The sequence below is a fragment of the Pseudobutyrivibrio sp. UC1225 genome (genome assembly GCF_900115215.1).
Classification (GTDB): domain Bacteria; phylum Bacillota; class Clostridia; order Lachnospirales; family Lachnospiraceae; genus Pseudobutyrivibrio.
In genome coordinates this window covers 1-22,005 of record NZ_FOVQ01000021.1, presented here as the reverse complement: position 1 = coordinate 22,005, position 22,005 = coordinate 1, and the positions used below count along the sequence as shown (strand labels likewise).

The 22,005-nt window shown below is 33.4% G+C and carries 10 protein-coding genes; all 10 read left to right on the top strand.

All coding sequences use genetic code 11. The features are described 5' to 3' along the window. The coding region (locus tag BMZ41_RS15015; RefSeq protein WP_304442055.1) for a group II intron maturase-specific domain-containing protein at positions 1–223 on the top strand (223 nt) is incomplete at its 5' end. A gap of 198 nt (positions 224–421) precedes the next feature. Continuing rightward, positions 422–1,147, top strand: coding sequence for a LytR/AlgR family response regulator transcription factor (locus BMZ41_RS15010; RefSeq protein WP_090531177.1), 726 nt, complete (start codon positions 422–424; stop codon positions 1,145–1,147). A gap of 98 nt (positions 1,148–1,245) precedes the next feature. Further along, positions 1,246–2,448 (top strand): sensor histidine kinase, encoded by a 1,203-nt coding sequence (locus BMZ41_RS15005; RefSeq protein ID WP_177184260.1) that lies wholly within the window; start codon positions 1,246–1,248, stop codon positions 2,446–2,448. Positions 2,449–2,713: 265 nt separating this feature from the next. Next, positions 2,714–12,226 carry a hybrid non-ribosomal peptide synthetase/type I polyketide synthase gene (locus tag BMZ41_RS15000; protein ID WP_090531171.1) on the top strand — a complete coding sequence of 3,171 codons (9,513 nt, stop codon included), beginning with the start codon at positions 2,714–2,716 and terminating at the stop codon, positions 12,224–12,226. Next, positions 12,227–14,251: a type I polyketide synthase gene (locus BMZ41_RS14995; protein ID WP_090531168.1), complete on the top strand. Its 2,025-nt coding sequence runs from the start codon at positions 12,227–12,229 to the stop codon at positions 14,249–14,251. Between the two features lie 15 nt (positions 14,252–14,266). Beyond that, positions 14,267–18,466 carry a non-ribosomal peptide synthetase family protein gene (locus BMZ41_RS14990; protein WP_090531165.1) on the top strand — a complete coding sequence of 1,400 codons (4,200 nt, stop codon included), beginning with the start codon at positions 14,267–14,269 and terminating at the stop codon, positions 18,464–18,466. Positions 18,467–18,494: 28 nt separating this feature from the next. Beyond that, positions 18,495–19,286: a class I SAM-dependent methyltransferase gene (locus BMZ41_RS14985; protein ID WP_090531162.1), complete on the top strand. Its 792-nt coding sequence runs from the start codon at positions 18,495–18,497 to the stop codon at positions 19,284–19,286. Between the two features lie 7 nt (positions 19,287–19,293). Continuing rightward, entirely contained in the window at positions 19,294–20,460 is a 1,167-nt protein-coding gene (locus BMZ41_RS14980) for an MFS transporter (RefSeq protein WP_090531159.1), read from the top strand. 31 nt (positions 20,461–20,491) lie between these two features. Next, positions 20,492–21,439 carry an ABC transporter ATP-binding protein gene (locus BMZ41_RS14975; RefSeq protein ID WP_090531156.1) on the top strand — a complete coding sequence of 316 codons (948 nt, stop codon included), beginning with the start codon at positions 20,492–20,494 and terminating at the stop codon, positions 21,437–21,439. Positions 21,440–21,455: 16 nt separating this feature from the next. Beyond that, the coding region (locus tag BMZ41_RS14970; protein ID WP_143071361.1) for an S-adenosylmethionine synthetase N-terminal domain-containing protein at positions 21,456–22,005 on the top strand (550 nt) is incomplete at its 3' end.

The following is a 22,005-nucleotide window of genomic DNA, read 5'->3' as shown; positions in this document are numbered from 1 at the left end:
AAACCCTATGCTAAGAGGCTGGATTAATTATTTTGGGAAATTCAATCCATCAGCCATGAAATATACACTTCAATGTATAGAACGTAGGCTAGTAAAATGGGCAATGTGTAAATATAAGAACCTTCGTGGTCATAGAAGACGGGCAGAAAAATGGCTCACGTCTGTAAGAAAACGAGAGCCGAGATTGTTTGCACACTGGAGCAAAATGTATTCGTATTGTTAGATGATAAGAGCCGTATGAAGGGAGACCTTCACGTACGGTTCTGTGAGAAGTTTGAGGTGAAAATCCTCCTACTTACTCGACTGAGAGGTCGGGAGATTAATTAAATCTCCCTCCTACTCGATTTTGTCTATATTGACAAAATGGACAGATATAATAAAATGGTGTTTGTTGTAGGGTTAGGTGGAGAGGTGTAGTGTTATGAAATCAGAAGAATATCACATTGCAATATGTGATGATGATAGGTATATTCATGCGGATTTAAAGAAAAAAATAGAAGCTTATTCGTTCGAAAAAAATATTCCGATTAAAATTTATCATCTGTATAGCGCAGAAGAGCTTTTGGAGTCGAAATTTACATTCAATCTATTGTTTTTAGATATAAATATGCCAGATATGGATGGATTTACAGCAGTAAAGAAAGCGTTTTCGCATGTGGATGAATATGATTTTCGAATTGTAATAATAAGCAGCATGGTAGAACGATGTAATGAAGCTTTTAGAATTAATGCATTCCGATTTTTAGAGAAACCGATTAATGTAATAGACTTGTATGAGGCATTGGATGCTTCACGTAAAAAAATGTATGGAATGCAAGTTATAAAAGTAAATGCCAATAATATAGAGTTTGAGATTTTAGAGAATGAAATAGTATACATTGAGTCGTATCAAAATTCTACAATAATATACACAAAGGATATGGAATATAGGAGTAGTAGATCTTTAAATACCTTAGAGCAAATGTTGGATAATCGAATTTTCTTTAGGTGCCATAGAAGGACTATTGTTAATTTGCTGAAAATAAAACGATACAATGCTGCATGTGGGGATGTTTTGCTAGAAACAGGAGAACATATTTGTGTATCTAAGCGTAAGCAAACTATGTTTTTTAGGAAAATTGTTAGTTTAGATAAGGAACGAGGATGATTAACGACGTAGATTTTCAAAGAATAATTAATCATTTGTTTAATAGTTGTTCTTTCTTTTTAGTATATTATTATATTTTTGGTATGAGATTATGTCTGATGACAAAAAAAAGAAAGATATATTGTGGACTCGGATTTTTAGTACTCAGTGTAGAAATGCTATTTGAACATAGTTTATCTCACATAAGTTATTTCTCGATTATTTGTTATCTATGGTTATTGTATTGGGCTACTGGAGAAAAACTTGAAAAATGTGCGAGAATATGGATGCTTACATTTTGGTCATTAGCTGATTTGGAGTGTGTTATTCATAATTGGTTAGATGCATTTTGGGTGGAACGTGATTATTGGAATGATATTCTTACGTATATAGTCATCATTACTTTTTTAAGCATAATTGCTATAGTAGGTTCTCTTCATAAGAAAATAAGACCAATAGAAACAACAGCTAAAATAGGTTGGTTGTTGGCGTTTTTAATGGCAATGATGACGTTAGTGCTTGTATATTGCATGAATGTACTGAAATTTGTAATCGAGAAGAATTATAGATCGATTGGTAGTGTATATATATTAATCGGAGGAGTAATTCTTTGTGTACTTATCAGTTTAATAGCATATTTTAGTAATGATGTTACACATCGTAAAGAGGAAAACGAGATACTTCAAGCATTTACATATCAACAGCGAGATTTATTCGAAGAAAAATTAAGGATAGAAGAAGACACTCGTTGTTTTAGGCATGACATAAAGAATGAGCTATATATTATAAAAGGTTTATGTGATCAAAAAAGATATAAAGAATTAGAAGAATATATAGACGAAATTTTAGATTCAGAAACATTCTTCAGTATAAAGAATGTTTATTCAGGAAATAGAACACTTGATATTTTATTAAATGCATATCTGAATAAGCTTAAAGGTATTCTTGACATAAAGGTTAAGGGTAAGGTCGATGACAATCTATCGGTGTCAGATAGGGATTTGTGCCTTATTTTTGCCAATTTATTATCTAATGCAGTGGAAGCAGCTAGCGTCAGCGGAGATAATCCATGGATAAGAATAAAGTTTATTCAGGGAAAACAATCGCTTACTATTTTTGTAGAAAATTCTATCAGTCGAGAAAGAGTTGAGGAAATCAAAAATTTATTAGATCTTAGAACGACAAAAGAGGACACACGATTACATGGATACGGAATAGAAAAAGTAAAGCGATATACAGAAAAAATAGGAGGAATATATAGAACTTATTTTTTGGAAGATGGCTATGGTGCGGAAGTGTCTATACCATTAGTTGTGAAGTAGGGAATAAAAACATAATATATTGAGGTTCGTAAGAAGCTCCCTAACCTAAGTAATAAAGTTAACTTGGTTAGGGAGTTTTTTATGTTCAATACAATAAATGTACGTTTACACATAAATAAAAACGTTTATCAGTAAAGATGAGATTAGAAATAAAAATAGTGATATTTTATACGTATTCGAGAAAAAAAGGAGGTAATTGATATGTGGTGGATTTTTGATTGGCCAAAAAGATAGTTGATAAAAAACAAAAAGGGGAAATAGAAAAATGGATTTAGAAAAATTATTAGAAAAAATTTCTAGTTATACAGGAATAGAAGCTAGCAATCTGGATTTGGATAGACCTTTTATGGAATTGGGGTTTGATTCTGTTACTGTAGTGCAGTTTATAGGAGAAATAGAACGTGAATTAAACCTTAAATTAGATATGACAGCATTGATTGACTATCCAACAATTAATAAGCTGAATGATTATTTAAATAATATTAATAGTCATTTTATTAAGTCGGATAATGTAGAAAGTGAATCTTCTAATACTAAGGTGGCGATAGTGGGAATAGCATGTAGATTTCCAGGTGCGGAATCGTCACGAGAATTTTATGATAATTTATGTGAGAAAAAGGTAAGTGTTACAAGTTTTCCAGAGGAGCGTATTAAAATGTGCTACACAGGAAAGCTTAATCTTCGCGAATCAATTTATGATGGCGGATATATTGATGCTATTGATGAATTTGATAATGTTTATTTTAATATTTCCCCAAATGAAGCATTAAAAATGGATCCTCAGCAGAGATTGTTAATGCAAGAAATAGTTCATGCTCTTGAGGATGCAAATATAAATAAAAAAGATATAGATGAAAAAAAGATAGGATTATTTGTGGGTGCCACTAATGCAGACTATTTTAATAGCATCTTGCCTGACAAGAAAGATATTGAATCTATTATAGGAAATTCAATGGCTATGCTTTCAAACAGGATGTCATATATGTTTAATTTCAAAGGCCCTAGCGTTACTTTGGATACTGCATGCTCTTCTTCGCTTGTCGCAGTTGTTGAGGCATGTAATAGCATAAAAAACGGTTATTGTGATGTTGCGATAGCTGCTGGTGTTAATTTGATATTGAATCCAGATATTAATACTGCATTGTTTGAAGCGGGAATGCTTTCTAAAGATGGTGCATGTCATACATTTGAAGATACAGCAAATGGATATGTACGAGGAGAAGGAGTCGGGGTAATAGTTTTAAAGAAGCAAGATGAGGCTGAAAAGAGTTGTAATAGAATATATGCTTCAATATTAGGTGCTAATGTTAATCAAGATGGAAGAAGTGCTTCGGTGACAGCACCGAATAAGTTAATGCAGATAGAGCTTTTAAATAGGGCTTGCAATAGTGTAAAACTCAGTCCGTCTAATATACGCTATGTAGAAACTCATGGTACAGGTACATTACTTGGAGATTATATTGAGGTATCTGCTATTAATGAGACATTAAACTCTGCACCTGGTAGAAATCATACCTTACTTTTGGGAGCTGTAAAGAAAAATATTGGACATTTAGAGGGGGCAGCAGGAATTGCGTCTCTAATAAAAGTTGCTCTGAGCTTATATAACAGTAATCTTGCGCCAACAATAAGAGTTGGTGAATATAATCCTAGACTAGAGTTAAAAGAGAAAAACATCGAAATCGTGGAGGATAATCTACAGATAGCAGATGAGAGTTTTCCATGTGCAATTAGTTCGTTTGGCTTCGGTGGTACAAATAGTTGTGTGATTATAGATAGGTATGAAAATAAAACTGTTGTTAATGACGAAAAAAGGAGTGCATATATTATTCCTGTATCAGATGTAAACGGAAATGCGTTGCATCGTAATAATGAAGCATTAAAACGTTTTATAGAAAATTCTAATGCTTCAATGTCTGATTTAGAATATGCGTCAACACATAGGTGTAGTAGAGGAAAGTATAGAGATGCTTTTGTTGTTGAGAGTTTGGAGGATTTAGTAGATAAAATATCCAACAGTCAAAAAAAGGATTATAGAAAGAATGTAGTAGGAAATAGAAAAAAGATAGGTCTATTATTCTCAGGACAGGGATCACAATGGGCTCAAATGGCAAATGGATTAACTAAGTTTGAAGCCTATTCTGAAATGTTTGAGAGATGTGTGAAAAAATTCAAGGAAATCGGTCACTGTGATGTTCGCGAGGTTCTAGCAGATATAGAGAAAGGTTTGCTCAAGGATACATATTATGCACAACCTGCGATTTTTACAGTTGAGGTATCTCTGGCAAAGCTCTTGGAAAGAATGGGTGTTGAATATGATTATGTTTGCGGACATAGTTTCGGTGAAATTTCAGCAGCATATATATGTGGAGCGATATCACTTGATGCAGCAGTAAGAATTATTTATACCCGAAGCGATATTTTAAGGAGATTTGAGGGTAAAGGAAAAATGCTCTCTGTAAATATTTCCTTGAAAGATGCAAATAGCTACATTGATTTATATGATGAATTATCAGTAGGGGTTATTAACTTAGATAATTCTGTTGTGTTCTCGGGAAGTAATAAAGAGATAGCTGATATCGAACATAGATTAGTTGAAGCAGGGTACAAATGTAAGCAACTACCAGTAAATTGTTCGTTCCATTTTAAGGGATTAGAAAAATATAGAAATGAATTTATTGAGAGAGTTGGTAAAGTAAGGACAAAACCAATTTCAAAACGATTTATTTCTACTGTAGTTGGGGAAGAGTATCAGTCAAAAAAATTAGATGTAAATTATTGGGCTGACAATATGTGTCAGACTGTTAGATTTGATAAAGCATCAAAGATTTTGGATTCAGAGGCGGATGTAGTAATTGAGGTGGCGCCTGCTTCAGTGTTGTTGTTTTATTTGATGCATAGTAAATCTAATACATCGTTAATACCATTACAAAAAAGAAATTACAATCCAACTAAAGCATTGCTTGAAGGAACAGCACAACTATATTCAGAGGGAATTGATATAGACTGGTTTGGCATTGCAAGTTCAAAAGGAAATAGTTTAGACTTACCAAACTATGAATTCGCTAGGAATAAATTCTGGCCTAATTCTAAGATGATAAGGCAAAGACATAATTTAACTGAAGGTTATGAGTGTAATGATGAAAAGGATTTAGAAACAGATTTTATAGAGGCACTAGATGACTCTGCAGTTTTAGGGGAATCAGATGTTATTTCTAGGTTAATTGAGCTTATAAAAGAAGAAGTGTGTGTTAATGATGAAATAATGGAAGATACAGATATTTATGACTTGGGATTAGATTCGCTAAAGTGTTTCCAGTTGAATGCCTGTATTAATAAATCATTTAACAGCAGTTTGAGTTTTAAGGATTTTTCAGAGTGCAAAAGCATAAAAGAATTAGCGTCAATGATTCTTGTTTCTATAGATACTACTTCAGAAGAAAGTGAAGAATTATCTGAAGATGAGTTCTGTGAACTGGTAACACCAGGTCAGAAGGCTATAATTTTGGATCAGTTCTTAAATCCAGGTAGCAATAAATATAACATGGGTGCTGCATGGAAGATGGACGAATCTATAAATAAGAAGCTATGGAAGAGTGCTTGTGAAGAAGTAATTAATAGATATCTAGTATTAAGACTTATTTTTGAAATTGACAAGAGAAAGAAAATCGTCCAAAGAAAAAATAAAGAAGCCTTTGTAGTTAATGAAATAGATTGCTGTTCTCCAGAGCAGGCAAGTTCTTGTTTGAATGAAGCAATAAATGGTACTTTTGATCTTTCAAAGGAAGTAGCTAGATGCACTATTATTAACGAACGGAATAATTGGTATTTCGGATTAGTTATTCATCATGCGGTGATTGATGGAATATCTATATTCAAAGTGTTTGAAGAAATAATATTAACATATAAGAAAAAAGTAGAAGGTACGAGTGCAACTGTAGGTGTTGATAAGGAATATTTAAAATATCAAATTAATGAGAATAAAATCATAAGCGGAGCGAACTATAAAAGCTTGTGTGATGAGCTAAAGAATAGGCTTTCATCTTATTCTTTGGTAAGAGATTATCCAGTTAAGCTAAGAGAGGTTGAATTAATCCCAAAAGGGGCTTCGGAGAAATATTTAACAATTGAAGCTAAAAGTTTAGCTGAGATAAAAAAGATATGTAATGAAAATAAATATTCAGTATTCGAATTAATGTATGGTCTTTACCAGATTCTTTACTATAAGATATCAAATTCCAATAACTTCATAACATGTACCTATAGTTCAGGAAGAGAGGATACAAAGTATTTCAATACAGTAGGTTATCTAGTAAAGAATGTATTGACAGGTTGTCATATAGATCGAACAGAAAAGCTTAATGAATATATCAAAAATCTTCATAGTGATATTATGGATGCTTTTAGTTATCCAGCGGGAGTATCATTGTCAGTCTTAGAGGATAAGATTAATGAAGAACGCGTCGATTTAGGTCATGTGTTTGTATATGAAAAAGCAACAGGAGAAGTTAAAGGGGCTCCAATCTTTATCAATGGCGATAGTGAAGAATCGACAGTTTATGTAGAAGGAATAGGATTTGAGAAAATAACAACACCTGTTATCGATTCGCAGTATGGCATTGTTTTTATGATGGAAGAATGCGAAGACAGTCTTGTTTTGAAATGTCAATACAAGAATTCAGTGTATTCTGATGAGGAAGTTGATGTATTAATGAATAGTTATTATTCATTAATAACAAACGTTATTTCCAATCCAAACGGCAGAATAATAGATTATGAATTGAGCACATCATTGGAAACTGATATTGATGAGGAATATGAATCAGAATCTGAAAAGATTAATAAAGAGGCCCTTCTTTATCATCAGTATCTGGAAAGATATGCGGAATTGACCCCAGATTCAATAGCGGCTACCTATGAAAATGAACAAATAACGTATGGAGATTTAAACCACCTGAGTAATTATCTTGCAAATAAGATTGTTGAGATAACAGGTGGTAAAGAGGAGCCAATAGGAATTGCTGTCGAAAAGTCGATTCGCTTTTTGGTTAGTATTTTTGCTGTATTAAAAGCAGGATCATTTTACGTTCCTTTAGATAAAAATTATCCGAAAGAAAGACTGGATTATATTATTTCAAATTCAAAGATGAATTTAATCATTTCAGATGGAACTTTTGATTCTATGAATCTTGATTGGAATGATGTAGATAAGATTCTCTATCCTAAGATTTTATTCTATGAAGGAACGATAACAATTGATGGCACATCTATTGATAAGCTAAGTATTAAAAATCTCAATAGAGACATTGATATCAAAAATGGCGCATATTCAATATACACATCTGGAACCACAGGAGTACCAAAAGGAGTAAAGGTTAGTCACTCAGGCATTTCGGACGTAGTAATAGAACAGAAAAAATTGTTCAAGGTTACAAATACAGATAAAGTATCCTTCTTTGCTTCTGTATGTTTTGACGCCTCTGTTTTCGATATTCTCATGGCTATAGGTCACGGTGCGGAGCTATGCTTTGATAAAAGAGAAAACATGGGAACAGGAACTCGCTTACATAAGTTTTTAAAGGAACAAAAGATAACTATTACTACATTACCATCTTCTGTTTTAGCCTCAATGGAAAACAAAGACTTAGATTTATTAAGGGTTATTGTTACGGCAGGAGAGCCTTGTACCTCAGAGGTAAAAAATACTTGGTGTAAGGGACACGATTTCTTTAATGCTTATGGAGTAACTGAAGCTACTATATGGAATACAACAAGTAAGTGTTCAGTAGAAAAGCCTGTACTAATAGGAAAAGCTGTGAGCGGGAACAAGCTTTTGGTGGTAAATAGTGACAATAATATTTGCCCAAAGGGGTGTGCTGGCGAATTACTTATTGGTGGAAGAGTGGTAGCTATTGGATATATAGGCTTGGACGAAGAAAACAAAAAGAAGTTTATTACTATTAATGGAGAGAGATTTTATAAATCAGGTGATATTGTCAGACAGACAAAGTCAGGTGAATTTGAATATGTCGGACGAGTAGATAATCAGATAAAAATCCATGGATTCCGAATTGAGATAGAAGAGATAGAAAAAGTACTTCAGAATCAACCAGGAATTAAAAATGCAATAGTAGTAACGAATGATACTGGTTCGGACAAGAGACTTGTTTGTTTTATCGAGACGCAGAAAGGTAGCTACTTTGATATTAATAGTTTCAAGAAGAAACTAATAGAAATACTGCCACATTATATGGTACCTGAACAGTTCATCCAGGTAGATAGTATTGAATTGACAAACAATGGAAAGATAGACAGAAAGAAGCTAGAACAACATGCTAAGGAGGTATTAAGTAATAGAGTAATAGTTGAGCCGTCTAATGAGCTTGAAAGAGAAGTGCTGACAATCCTAAAAAAGTATGTAGATGTTGAGATTTCAATTGAAGATACATTAATAGAATTAGGTATTAATTCAATAAATATATACAACCTCATAGTTGATATGGAGGAGCGCTATGGCGTAAGTCTTGGTATAGGAGAGTTACTATCTGGGATAAGCGTAAAAGAGTTAGCATCATTACTTGCAAACGATGTTAATGAAGAGAATTCTATAGCAAAAGCTAAGACATTTGTAGACAGAAAAAAACTAGCTTTGTTAAAGAGGCCTCAAAATATTCCTATTGTTTTAACTGATAGGCAAAGAGGAATCTGGTTAGCATGTGCTATAAACTCCAAAACGCAGGAATTTAATATTCCAGTTGCCGTTAAGTTGACGGGTAATCTAAATTATGAAGAACTCTGTACGGCTTTCAAGAAGATTGTTGATAAACACGAGATATTACGTACTCGTTATATGCAGTGTAATGAAACAATTATAGGATTTGTTAAGAATGCTGACAGGGTAGATATTCCTTTAGTTGATATAAGTGACTTAGGAGAAAAAGAAAAGTCGGAATATATTACTAAAGAAATAAAGAACATGAAATGTATTGATTTACATCCTAATAAATATCCATTGTACAAAATAGAATTGTTGAAGAGCAGTGAAACTGAGTTTTATTTATTGCTTACAATTCATCATTTCATTGCTGATGGATGGTCATTCAGCATTATTTTTGATGAATTAAGGAACAATTACAACGCACTGAAAAATAACGAGATTAATAGCGATGTATTAGAGTACCAATATTCAGATGTTGCATACACAGAGGCTGTTAATTATTCAACAATTAACAATGAGGAAACAAAAAAGTATTGGGCTAGTAAGTTTAATAACGAGAATACGGTTCTAAATTTACCAGAAGACTATCAGCGCCCAAGTGTTATGACGCACATTGGAAGAAATACTTATGGAACCATTGACGGGGAAAAATATAATGAAATATCTGAGTATACAAAGCGGAATAATGTAACCAAATTTAGTTTCATGACAGCTGTATTAGGAATTGTATTAAGAAAATATAGTGGTCAGCAGAGTATTCCAATTGGTTTTCCAGTATTAGGCAGGGAAGATAAGTATTCACAGAAAATGGTGGGAATGTTTATTGATACAACGGTAGCGCTTTTACCAGTCAACGATAACGATTCTTTCCAAAATTACTTAAGTCGAGTTAATCAAGAAATATTGGAATCTATAGATTATGGAAAAGTGGGCCTTGGAAGAATTATGGAGATAGTTAATCCGACAAGAACTACTGATAATACTAGTCTTTTCCAAGTTATGGTAAATATGGTTGACTTCGACCTTAATTTGAATGATTTTGATGAAGTTGTTGTAGAGCCTGTCATAGATAGTGAGCAAAAAGCTAAATATGATTTTACTTTCTATATTCATGATGATGGAGAAAAGCTAAATATTAGATTGAATTATTATTCTGACGTATATAGTGAAAGTACAGCACAAAGAATGTTATTACATTTTTCAGAACTCATATCACAGATTGTTTCGGGGGCAACTAAGTCTATTTGTGAGTACAGATTGGATGCAGCGAAAGAGTTGCAGTTACTTAACTATCATTCAAATGAAAGCCTAGAGAACTTAGCTCAATCTAATTTCAAAATTATTTGTAAGAATGAGATTTTAACTTCTAATTATTTTTTAAATAAGAAGAACGAAATTGTTCATATTCTCGAGAATGAGGGAATAAATAGTGGAGAAAACATTGGATTAAGCGGTTATAGGAAACCAGATATTATAGCAGCAATGCTGGCGGTCGAAAGTGTTGGTTGTAGATTTGTAATAATCGATAACGAATGGCCAGAGCAGAGGAAAGTAGATTCACTCAATGCAGCCAGATGTACATATTATTTAGATATTTCAAAGGCTCCTAAGATAGAAAAAATAAGTGATAGAAAATTGGCAATTGATGTAAAAGACTGTGGTTATATTTCATTAACGTCAGGAACTACTGGAAAGCCTAAATGCATATTAGGTCATAATAGTGCAATAAATCATTTTATTAGTTGGGAAACAGAAAAATTTAATTTAGGAAACAAAGATGTTTTCGCAGTGTTATCAGGTATATCCCATGATCCTTTCCTACGCGACATTTTTGTTCCTCTCAGTGTAGGAGGAACAATAGTATTCCCAACGGAAGAATTACTTATAAAAAATGATCTCTTTGATTATTTATATGAAAATAAAATCTCAGTGGCGAATATGACACCATCACTTGCTGATGCAATTATACTTCAAGCACAGTCACATGAAGATGAAATATTAGCAGAGCTTAGGTGGATATTCTTTGGAGGCGAAAGATTAAAAAAATCTACCATTAAGGCGTTAATGAAACTGGCTCCTAACTGTAGATTTGTTAATTACTATGGAACAACTGAAACGCCACAAGGAATGTCATATATAGAATATGACGATGTGCTGCTGAATAGTTGTGGAGAGTATCTACCAATTGGTCAGGGAATATCGGATGTTCAAGTAATTGTTGCAGATAATAATCATAATGAGACATCAATAGGTGAGATAGGAACTATTCTCATTAGAACAAAGTATTTAGCAAAGGGATATTTGTGTGAAGAAGATGGAAAAGTGAAATCTCTTACATCAGATGGAGTGACATACAACACAGGGGATATTGGACGTTATAGAGGTGATGGAACTATTGAGATTTTAGGAAGAAGTGATGATCAAGTTAAAATACTTGGACATCGAATTGAGTTAGGTGAAATAGAAAGTGCCATTCTAAAATTTTCAGGAGTCCATAACACAAAGGCGATAGTTTTGAATGACAAGATATATGCCTTTGTTATCGCACACGCAGATTTTGATGAGGTTGAATGCATATATAATTTACATCAAATATTACCTAGTTACATGATACCGGCGCATGTTTTTAAAATTGATGCTATGCCATTAACTCAAAATGGGAAAACAGACATACGAGAATTAAAGAAATATATAAATGAGTTTCAGGATTCTAAGTATGAAATTGTTAATGGAACAGAAACTGAAAAACAGGTTTATAAGATATGGCAGGATGTACTGGGTTATGGAAATATCCCTATGGATAAAACATTTTTTGATGTGGGTGGAACATCAATATCGTTGCTTGTTTTACAGAAAAAATTAGAGTTGTCATTTAGAAGAGATATTAGTGTTACAGATTTATTTGAATATTCAACAATTAGAAGTTTTTCAGAGTTTCTGGAGACTAGCACTGATGTTGAGGAGAAGAGTAAAGGTGAGTGGGATAAGTCGAGGGCACGAAGTGCTAACGCAATTAAGGCTTTGAAAATGACAGCCAAGAAAAAAAGGGAGACTAATTAGATGGAAAATGCTGTAGCTATTATAGGAATGGATTGTAAATTTCCAGGGGCAAATAGTATAGAAGAGTATTGGCATCTTCTAAAAAATGGGGTATGTCCGCTAAAAAACGCAAAAAAAGAAAGTGGTGATAAGAATTATGTTAACAAAGCTTATTATGTCGATTCGATAGATCAATTTGACGCCGATTTCTTTAATATCAGCGCCAAGGATGCTAAGTATATGGATCCTCAACAGCGATTAGTGCTGGAATCGGCATGGAAAGCATTTGAAGATGCAGGTTACAAGGTCTCAAATCTAAATGACCAGGTTGGTGTTTTTATTGGAAGTGGAATCAGTACATATTTATTAAATAATGTTCTGCCGAATCTTATTCAAAAAAAAGAAGACATAAATAAGATTTTACCCCAAATAATCCATGGAAATTCATCGGATTATTTATCCAGTAGGATTTCTTATCTTATGAATTTAACAGGACCGTCGCTTACCGTGCAAACTGCATGTTCATCTGCATTGACAGCGGTTCATTTGGCTTGTCGTAGCTTAATGACATATGAGTGCGACATGGCGCTTTGTGGTGGGGTTTCAATAAACTCAAATCAGGGTGATGGTTATAACTATGTGAAGGGTGAAATCTACTCAAAGAGCGGTGTATGTAGTCCGTTTTCAGATAAAGCTGATGGAACAATTTTTAGTGGTGGTGTAGGAACATTAGTACTTAAAAGATATGATGATGCAATTGAAGCGGGAGACTATGTATATGCAGTCATTCTTGGTAGTGCAATAAACAATGATGGTGCTGATAAAATTTCATATACTGCTCCGAGTGCAAAGGGGCAGGAACATGTAATTATGGATGCGCTTTCTTTTGCAGGTAAAAAGCCATCAGAAATATCCTTTATAGAGACTCATGGAACGGGAACTAGTCTTGGAGATGAAATTGAGGTTGCCGCATTAAAGAATATATTTGCCGGTAACGACAATTTAAAGATAGGGTCTGTAAAAGGAAATATAGGGCATGCAATAGCAGCATCTGGAATAGCAGGCTTGATAAAAACGGTACTATGTTTAAATCATAAGCATATATGTCCATCAATTCATTGCGATACAGATAATCCTGCATTAGAACTTTCAAAATGTGGTATTAAAGTCGCAAAAGAGTATGAGAAGTTAGAAACCAAAAATGGAGAATCGTTGTGTGCAGGAGTGAGTTCGTTTGGAATGGGTGGTTCTAATGTACACCTTATCGTTGAGGCATATGATAACGAAAAAGTACCATTTGTTGAAGATGAAAATTATTTAAAGATGATTAGACTTTCTGCGAAGACAGAAGATTCCCTTAGAAAGATGCTTTTGCAGTTGCGCGATTATCTAGAAAAAAATGATGTAAATGATTCGGTTTTGATGAAAATCTATAACACCGAAAGGGAGATTTTTAGTCAGCGAATTATGATTTGGTATAGAAACAAAGATGAATTATTACAGCAATTAAATTCTTATGAAGAATCAGGTTCTATACCTCAGTATTATTATGGGTTCGAAAACTGTAGCAATGCTTCTGATATTAAAAGTCTCTACAGTAGAATCTTAGGCCGAGACGAGACGTTGGATAATATTTCAAGCTGTGCATATGAAATAAAGCAATACTGGGAAAGCGGTTTTGATTTTGATACTGAATTGTTGGGTAGTTATGCAATTGTAAACAGGGAACCGCTGCCAAAGTATTGTTTTGATCATAAACGCTATTGGATAGATGCATCCAATATTTCCTATGACACAAATGAATGTGCTCAGGAAGACGATTCTGATGTTGAATCATATATTCATAACATGTGGAAAGAATACCTTGAGGTTGATGAATCTAATTCGGATGGTGATTTCTTTGAATTGGGTGGTAGTTCTATCGTGGCGTACCAAATGCTTGCTGATATTGAGAGTCATTTCAGTATTGAACTTGATCTTGAAGATATGATTGAAAATCCAACTGTAACCGAAATGGTAAAGATTGTTCAGAAGAAAATAGCATAACAATGGGGGAAGAATATGAAGTATTATCCATTATCATATCAGCAACAAAAACTGTATGTTTATTCGAAATTCCATAACAATGATTCGGAATACAATCTTATCGAAGGTATTGAACTGTTAGATAATTATGATAAGGAATTATTAGAAACGATTGTATATCGAATTATTGATGAAGAACCAATACTTAGATGCAGAATAGTTGAACACGAATGTAATCCTGTTCAGTATGTGTCAAATGTAGAAGATTTCAGAATAAATTATCTCACTGTAGAAAAAGAGAAGTTAGATGAAAAGATAGATGAAAAGATAGAACAGATTGCAAAAGAGCCATTTGAACTAATAGATGCTGATTTGTTTAAGGTGTATGTTCTATCGTCTGTAGATGGAAGAATAATAGTTATTTTTAAATTTCATCACATTATTAGTGATGGATGGTCACTACAACTGTTGATGGAGAAATTCTGCAAATATTATTTTGAAGACGGAGAGAGCGAAGGAACAGACTCATCTTTAAGATATACATATTACGATTATTGCGAAGAGCAAGAAGGCGCCAGGAAAACAGAAAAGTATCTTGAAAGACAGAAATATTGGTTAGATACCTTGAATTGTTATACATCAGAAATCGCAATGCCTGTGGGTAATAAAATTGAGGATATAGACCGAGAAGGATGTCGAATTAGATTTAAAAGTGATTTAGGACAAAGTAAAAAAATTAATGATTATTGCAGTGACTTAAAAATAACGCCATTCGCTTTTTTGGCAAGTGTTTATGGTGATTTAATGGCAAGGTTTTGTCGAGAAAAAAAGATATGTATTGCAGTACCAGTAGCTAATCGTTTCTCGAAGAAAACTATGGGCATAACAGGATATTTTGTTAATACTATTCCTCTAGCATTTGATTTTTCAGAGAAGAAGACAGTTGTTGACAGAATAAAACAACAGCATATTGATTTCACAAGAATGATTGCTAAATCTGATGTAGATATTGAATGTAAATGTAATGTGATGTTTGTTTTTCAGAGTCGACCAAAAGTAAGTAATAATCTGGCTGAAAAAGTATCTTTATTACGTTTGGAAAACAAAAAGAGTAAATATGATATTAGCCTATCAATTACATATGAGAATGGTGAATATGTTTTTGAATGGGAATATTTAAAGAAAAATTTTGAAGAGAAATTTATAAGGAATTTAAATGCATATTATACCAATTTGATTGACGAATATATTTCTAAACCTAATGTGGTTACTTCTAAATTGTCACTTTTAAATTCTGAACAGATTATTAAGCAGAAAGAAGGCTGGAATAACACAGAAAAAAAATATGACGCACCTGATAATCTTATCGAAATAATGGATGAAGCTGTTAGATTATATTCCAATGAGACAGCATTGATATATGAGAATCAGCACGTAAGCTACGCAGAATTTTCTAATTATACAAACGCATTAGCGAATGAATTGAAGAAACTAGGAGTTAAACAAGGCGATTTAGTTCCAATAATGTTTAACAGAAGTATTGAGATGGTTGTAGCAATTCATGCAGTAATTAAGTTGGGTTGTGCATATTTTCCATTAGATACACATGCGCCACAGGAACGTTTGAAGTATATGATTGAAAATTCAGGAAGCAAAATAGTACTTACTTCTGACAGTTTGAGTGGAAAACTAGAAGGTGTCGCTAGATATTACGTAGTTGACATTGCATGCTTAAATAATCCTAGTGATTATATTTCTGCAAAGGTAAACGGAAATGATAGAGCATATGTAATATATACATCCGGTTCTACAGGAAATCCTAAAGGTGTTGTAAATGTACATGAGGGTATTGTTAATAGACTAAATTGGATGCAGGAGATGTTTCCTCTTGCTCCAGGTAAGAAAGTATTACAAAAGACTCCGTATACATTTGACGTATCAGTATGGGAATTGATTTGGCCACTTTTAAAGGGAGCAACACTTGTTATCGCAAAACCAGAGGGACATAAAGATCCGGAATACATCGCGAATTTGATTATCAAAGAACAAATCAATGTTATTCATTTTGTTCCGTCGATGTTAAAGAAATTTTTAAGTACGGATATTTGTAGATATTGCGAATCTCTTGAATATGTTATAGCCAGTGGAGAGAAACTAGAAGCACCAACTTGTGTTGATTTTTATAAGAAAATGAAGGCTACGTTGGCAAACTTGTACGGTCCAACTGAAGCTGCAATTGATGTATCTTGCGAGATTGTAAACAAAGATGAGATAGGTTCTGTTATCCCGATAGGAAGACCAATAGCGAATATTCATCTATACAAACTCAACGATGAATTAATGTTTGATCCAATTGAAATACCTGGAGAGCTTTTTATATCAGGAATTGGATTGGCAGAAGGATATTTGAATAATGAGCTTGAAACTAACAAGGCTTTTTTGAAATGTCCATGGAATGATAGTTTCCCATATAACAGAATATATAAAACGGGCGATATCGTTAGACTGACTGATGATGGAAATATCATTTATTTAGATCGTAAGGATTCACAAGTAAAAATTCGAGGACAACGAATAGAACTTTCTGAAATAGAGAACCATATACTTGAGGTTGATGGTGTTGATGCAGCAGTTGTAATGGTGAGAGTTAGTGATGATGGTCAACAGGTATTGTGCGGTTTCGTGAAATCTAAAACTTGCGATGAAAATATCATCAATAAACATCTATCAAATTATTTGATGGAATATATGATTCCTAAAGTATATTGCTTTTTGGACGAGATGCCAGTAAATGCAAATGGAAAAGCTGATAGGAAAAAGTTAGCAACTATTCCTATAGAGACTGAAGAAAAAAGCTATATTGCTCCGGAAGATATTTACGAGAAAGTAGTTGCAGAATCTATTGCCACAGTTTTAGGAATAAAACGAGTCAGTCGTGATGCAGATTTCTATGAATTAGGTGGCACATCGTTAAGTATCTATGATGTGAAATTATCCGTAGAGAAGAATTTAGGATATAAGATTCCGTTCGATTTGTTTATAGGAGATTCTCGTGTATGTGATTTAGCTGCTGCGATTCGTTGTCATATGAGTAGTAATAATACAGCTTCTACCAAGCAGATAGTTATAGACGATGAAGTTAAGGAATTTAAAAACTTACCTACTGATATAAGGGCAAATAATGACGAGCTAAGCACCGTATTTATTACGGGTGCAACAGGATTTCTGGGCTCATATTTATTACAAGAATATATAGAAAGTTCGGCGGTAAAAAGAATTATTTGTTTAGTAAGAAGTAGTAATAGTTTAGAAGGTAAAGAAAGAATAAAGAACAATATGCTCAAATGGGGCGTGTGGAATGATGATTATTCTTCAAGATTTGAAGTGTTTAGTGGTGATTTAGCTGAAGAAAATCTTGGCTTAAGCCAAACACAATTACAATATCTTCAGGATAATGTTGATATCATTTGTCACAATGGCGCCAATGTTAATTTTAGTCTTTCTTACGAGCAGATTGCCAAGACAAACGTAGAAGGTACAAAGAATGTCCTAAAAATATTAGATAAGGGCAAACGAAAAAGGTTTTCATACATTTCTACTATTTCTATCTTTAGCGAAAAAGATTATAGAAATGGAATTGTATATGAAGATGTACTTCCTCAAGATGTTAATTCATTAAGACTCGGTTATGCCAAATCAAAATGTGTTGTGGAATATATTTTAAGAGAATATATGAAACAAAACTATGACGTAAAAGTATTTCGTATAGGAAGAATAACCGGAACAATAAATCAACAGACAGAAAATGAGGATATGTTCTATAAGATGGCGTATTTTTGTAAGAAAATGGGCATCTATCCAGATATCAGAATGAATCTAAATTGTATACCAGTAGACTCAGTAAGCAAAATGATTGTATATGCATCTTTGAAGGACATGAATACAGGAACATACCATTTAGTCAACCCAGATGTTAACAATGAGATTAGTTTATCAGAAATCTTTGATGAATATGATATGGATAAGGTTATGTGGGAAACATGGTATGAAAGATGTGAAGCAAGAGCTAAGGAAAATGATGATTTAGCTCGACAGATTTCTGTTATGTTGAAAGAGCAGTTAGGAACAATTGGGGTATCAATAGACATGAAAAACGCAAAACGTTTGATTTCAGAGTCAAAAACAGAGATACCTAATGTTCAAAATATTATAAAAAACATGATTTGTGCTATGTAAAAAAATTTATATAAATGGAGGTTAAAAAATGGAAGCAGAAAAGTGTAAACGATTAATTCAGAGAATGGAGGTTCAGGCGAATCTAACATGGGAGAGAGAGGTAAAGCTTGTATCCGAACAGGTAGGTGACGTTACTAAGCAAATGAGAATACTTGAAGTAGGTAGCGGTCCTGGTGTTATTACAAGAAGATTATGTAAGCTTTTTCCAAATGCAACAGTTACATGTATTGAACTTGATGATGAATTTTATGAGTATAGCTCAGCTACGCTCCCAGAAGAATTAGACGGAAGAGTAGAAATTCGTAAAGGCGATATTACAAGTATCGAATTAGAAAACGAAAGCTATGATCTTGTATATACACGACTGGTATTACAGCATGTTCATGATGTACCTAAAGCCTTAGAAAACATTTATGCAGCATTAAAGAAGGGTGGAAAAATCTTAATTACAGATGTAGATGAAGGATTATTTGGAATTATTGATCCTCCAGTTCCAGAGTTATCGTATGTATATGGTCAGCATATTAAAGAGCAGGTTATCGAAGGTGGCGACCGTTTTATCAGTAGAAAACTATGGAGAATGCTTAAGACTGCTGATTTTAGCAAAGTGTCATTAGACTTAATTCCTGTAAATAGTGATGAACTTGGAATCCAGGCTTTTCTTCCACAGCTAGATTATGAAGAGATGGGAACTATGATTGATAATAACCTTTTAACAGAGGACGATATTGAGAAAGTGAAAGCAGCAGCTGATAAATTCCTTAAGGCAGATTATCCATATGCACTACTAGTGTTATTCTTTGTTGTTGGCACAAAGTGAGGCGTAAATGAGTGAAAATAGCGTAAAGAAAGTCTTGTTGATTCAGATATTATCATCAATATCAATATGGATGACGTTGGTAAGTTGCATTTGGGAAATTGGGTATTGTGGAAAAATATCTCCAGTTTCACTTGGAATAATGTCGTTTTGCTTTTCTGGAAGCATGGCACTTTTTAATGGAGTCATGTCAATGGCAATAAAACCAATACATGTAAAAAAGTATTGGTTGGCGGCAATAATTATTGATGTTATTACATTTATATTTTTAATCCATGATGAACTGAGTCGAAGTGAAGAATTTATATGCATATTTATAGTTTCTGCATGCTTTTCTGTTATTGGAACAGCTGTCGATAAATATTTAGAAGTGATTTCGTTGGAGGGTATAGACACTAGCGAGAAGATATTTAAATTACTTCGATTTTCAGGTCCAATTTTAGGAGGCATATTGGTATATTGGTTTCACTTTAAGATGTTAATGATGATTAACATTTGTTTATACGTTCTAATTGCTATAGTGCTGATATTTGTTAAAGCTCCTATAAAAAATGAAGCATTAGAGAAAGTGGAGACAAAATATATTGATAATAGATTTTATGATGCCCATGAAATGATAGTGAAAGTGTTAATAGTGATGACATTTGTAGTTACGGTTTGTATTCAAATGGTTGATGCACAATTAGCTACACTATTTAGAATGGTAGATTTAAAGTCTGGTGCAATTATAGGTATTTGTATTGGAATTTCAGGTACAGGAGTGTTTTTAATATCATTATTATTTGAAAAATATTTAGTTAAAGAATACTTGTTTTATGTTGGAATGATATCTATGGGATTCCTATTGTGTTTAGCAGGGGGATTGTTTTCATTGTTAAATATGACACCAATAATAGGTATTATGACTATATTTTTATTTGGAGGTATTTTCTGGCAGATAATAATGTCTACTCTTGAAAATATTATAAAGAGTTTTACAGATAAAAATAAAATGATGAAGTATTTTTCAGTGGTTGGTTCCATGATTATTGTGTCGTATTCATTTGGTGCCATCGTAAGTGGATTTATAGTAAGACAGATAGGAATTCTGAATATGTATATTGGAATCGGAATTGTATTAGTCATGTTTGGAATAATAGGACGAGTTATAAATATTAAATCTGCAAATCGAAAGTAAGATGGTATATGAATTATTTGGAGAATAATTAATGAAAAACATAATTCAACTTGAGAATATAACAAAAAGCTATGATGCAAATAAAGTGGTAGATAATCTTAGTTTCAATGTAAAAAAAGGACATATCCTTGGCTTCCTCGGCCCCAATGGGGCGGGGAAGAGTACCACTATAGGAATGATAAGTACACTTATAAATCAAGATAGTGGTCGCATACTTTATAAAGGTGAAGACGTAGATAGCTGTAGACAAAAATTTAAATCGGAATTAGGTGTGGTGCCGCAGGACCTTGCTATTTACGAGGATCTTACAGCCTATCAAAATGTAAAGTTTTTCGCAAGTTTATATGGGATACCAAAAAAATATATAAATAACGTATGTGAGCAGGCCCTTGAATTTGTAGGGTTGGAGACAGTAAAGAATAAAAAGGCAAAAACGTATTCCGGAGGAATGAAGCGACGCCTTAATATTGCTTGTAGTCTCGTGAATGCTCCAAAGTTGATAATTTTAGATGAACCAACGGTAGGAATTGATCCACAGTCAAGAAATTATATCTTGGACTCTATTAGAAAGCTGCAATCTAAAGGTGTTTCTGTAATATATACAACTCATTATATGGAAGAAATAGAAGCAATAGCAGATGATGTTGTGATAATGGACCATGGAAGGGTATTGGTTAATGATACACTTGAAAATGTTCATAATCAGTTTTTGACGCATTCTACTATAACTCTAAAGTTGGATGATAGTATGAATGATAATCAGGTAAATGAACTCCATATGACTTGTGGTGTAAAAGATATAGAAATGGAAAAGAATACATATAAATTTTGCGTTGATTATACGGAGAATAAAGACATTATTACAGACATAATGAAAGTGTGTGATAAGTGGAATAAAAAGATTATTTCAGTAAATACAAATCATATGGATTTAGAAGATATTTTCCTAAAGCTTACAGGAAGTAAATTACGAGATTAGGGTGGAGGAATATTATATGGAAAAATTATTATTTACTTCAGAGTCAGTAACAGAAGGTCATCCAGATAAGGTATGTGATGCCGTATCTGATGCCATCCTCGATGCTTGCCTAGCTGAAGATCCAATGAGCCGTGTTGCTTGTGAGACTGCTTCTTGTACAGGATTTGTTCTTGTAACAGGAGAAATCACAACAAAGGCTCATTTAGATGTTCCTGCTATTGTTCGCAAGACTCTTCTTGAAATCGGTTATGACGATGGAAAGAAAGGCATTGATGGAAACTCTTGCGCTGTTATGGTCGCTCTTGATCAACAATCCGCAGACATTGCAATGGGTGTTGACAAGGCTCTTGAGGCAAAGGAAGGCTCACTTACAGACGACCTGGATACAGGCGCCGGTGACCAGGGTATGATGTTCGGTTACGCTACAAACGAAACAGAAGAGCTCATGCCTTATCCTATTTCTCTTGCTCATAGACTTGCTCTACAGCTTGCAAATGTCCGCAAAGACGGTACTTTAAAGTACCTCCGACCAGATGGAAAGACACAGGTATCTGTAGAGTATGACG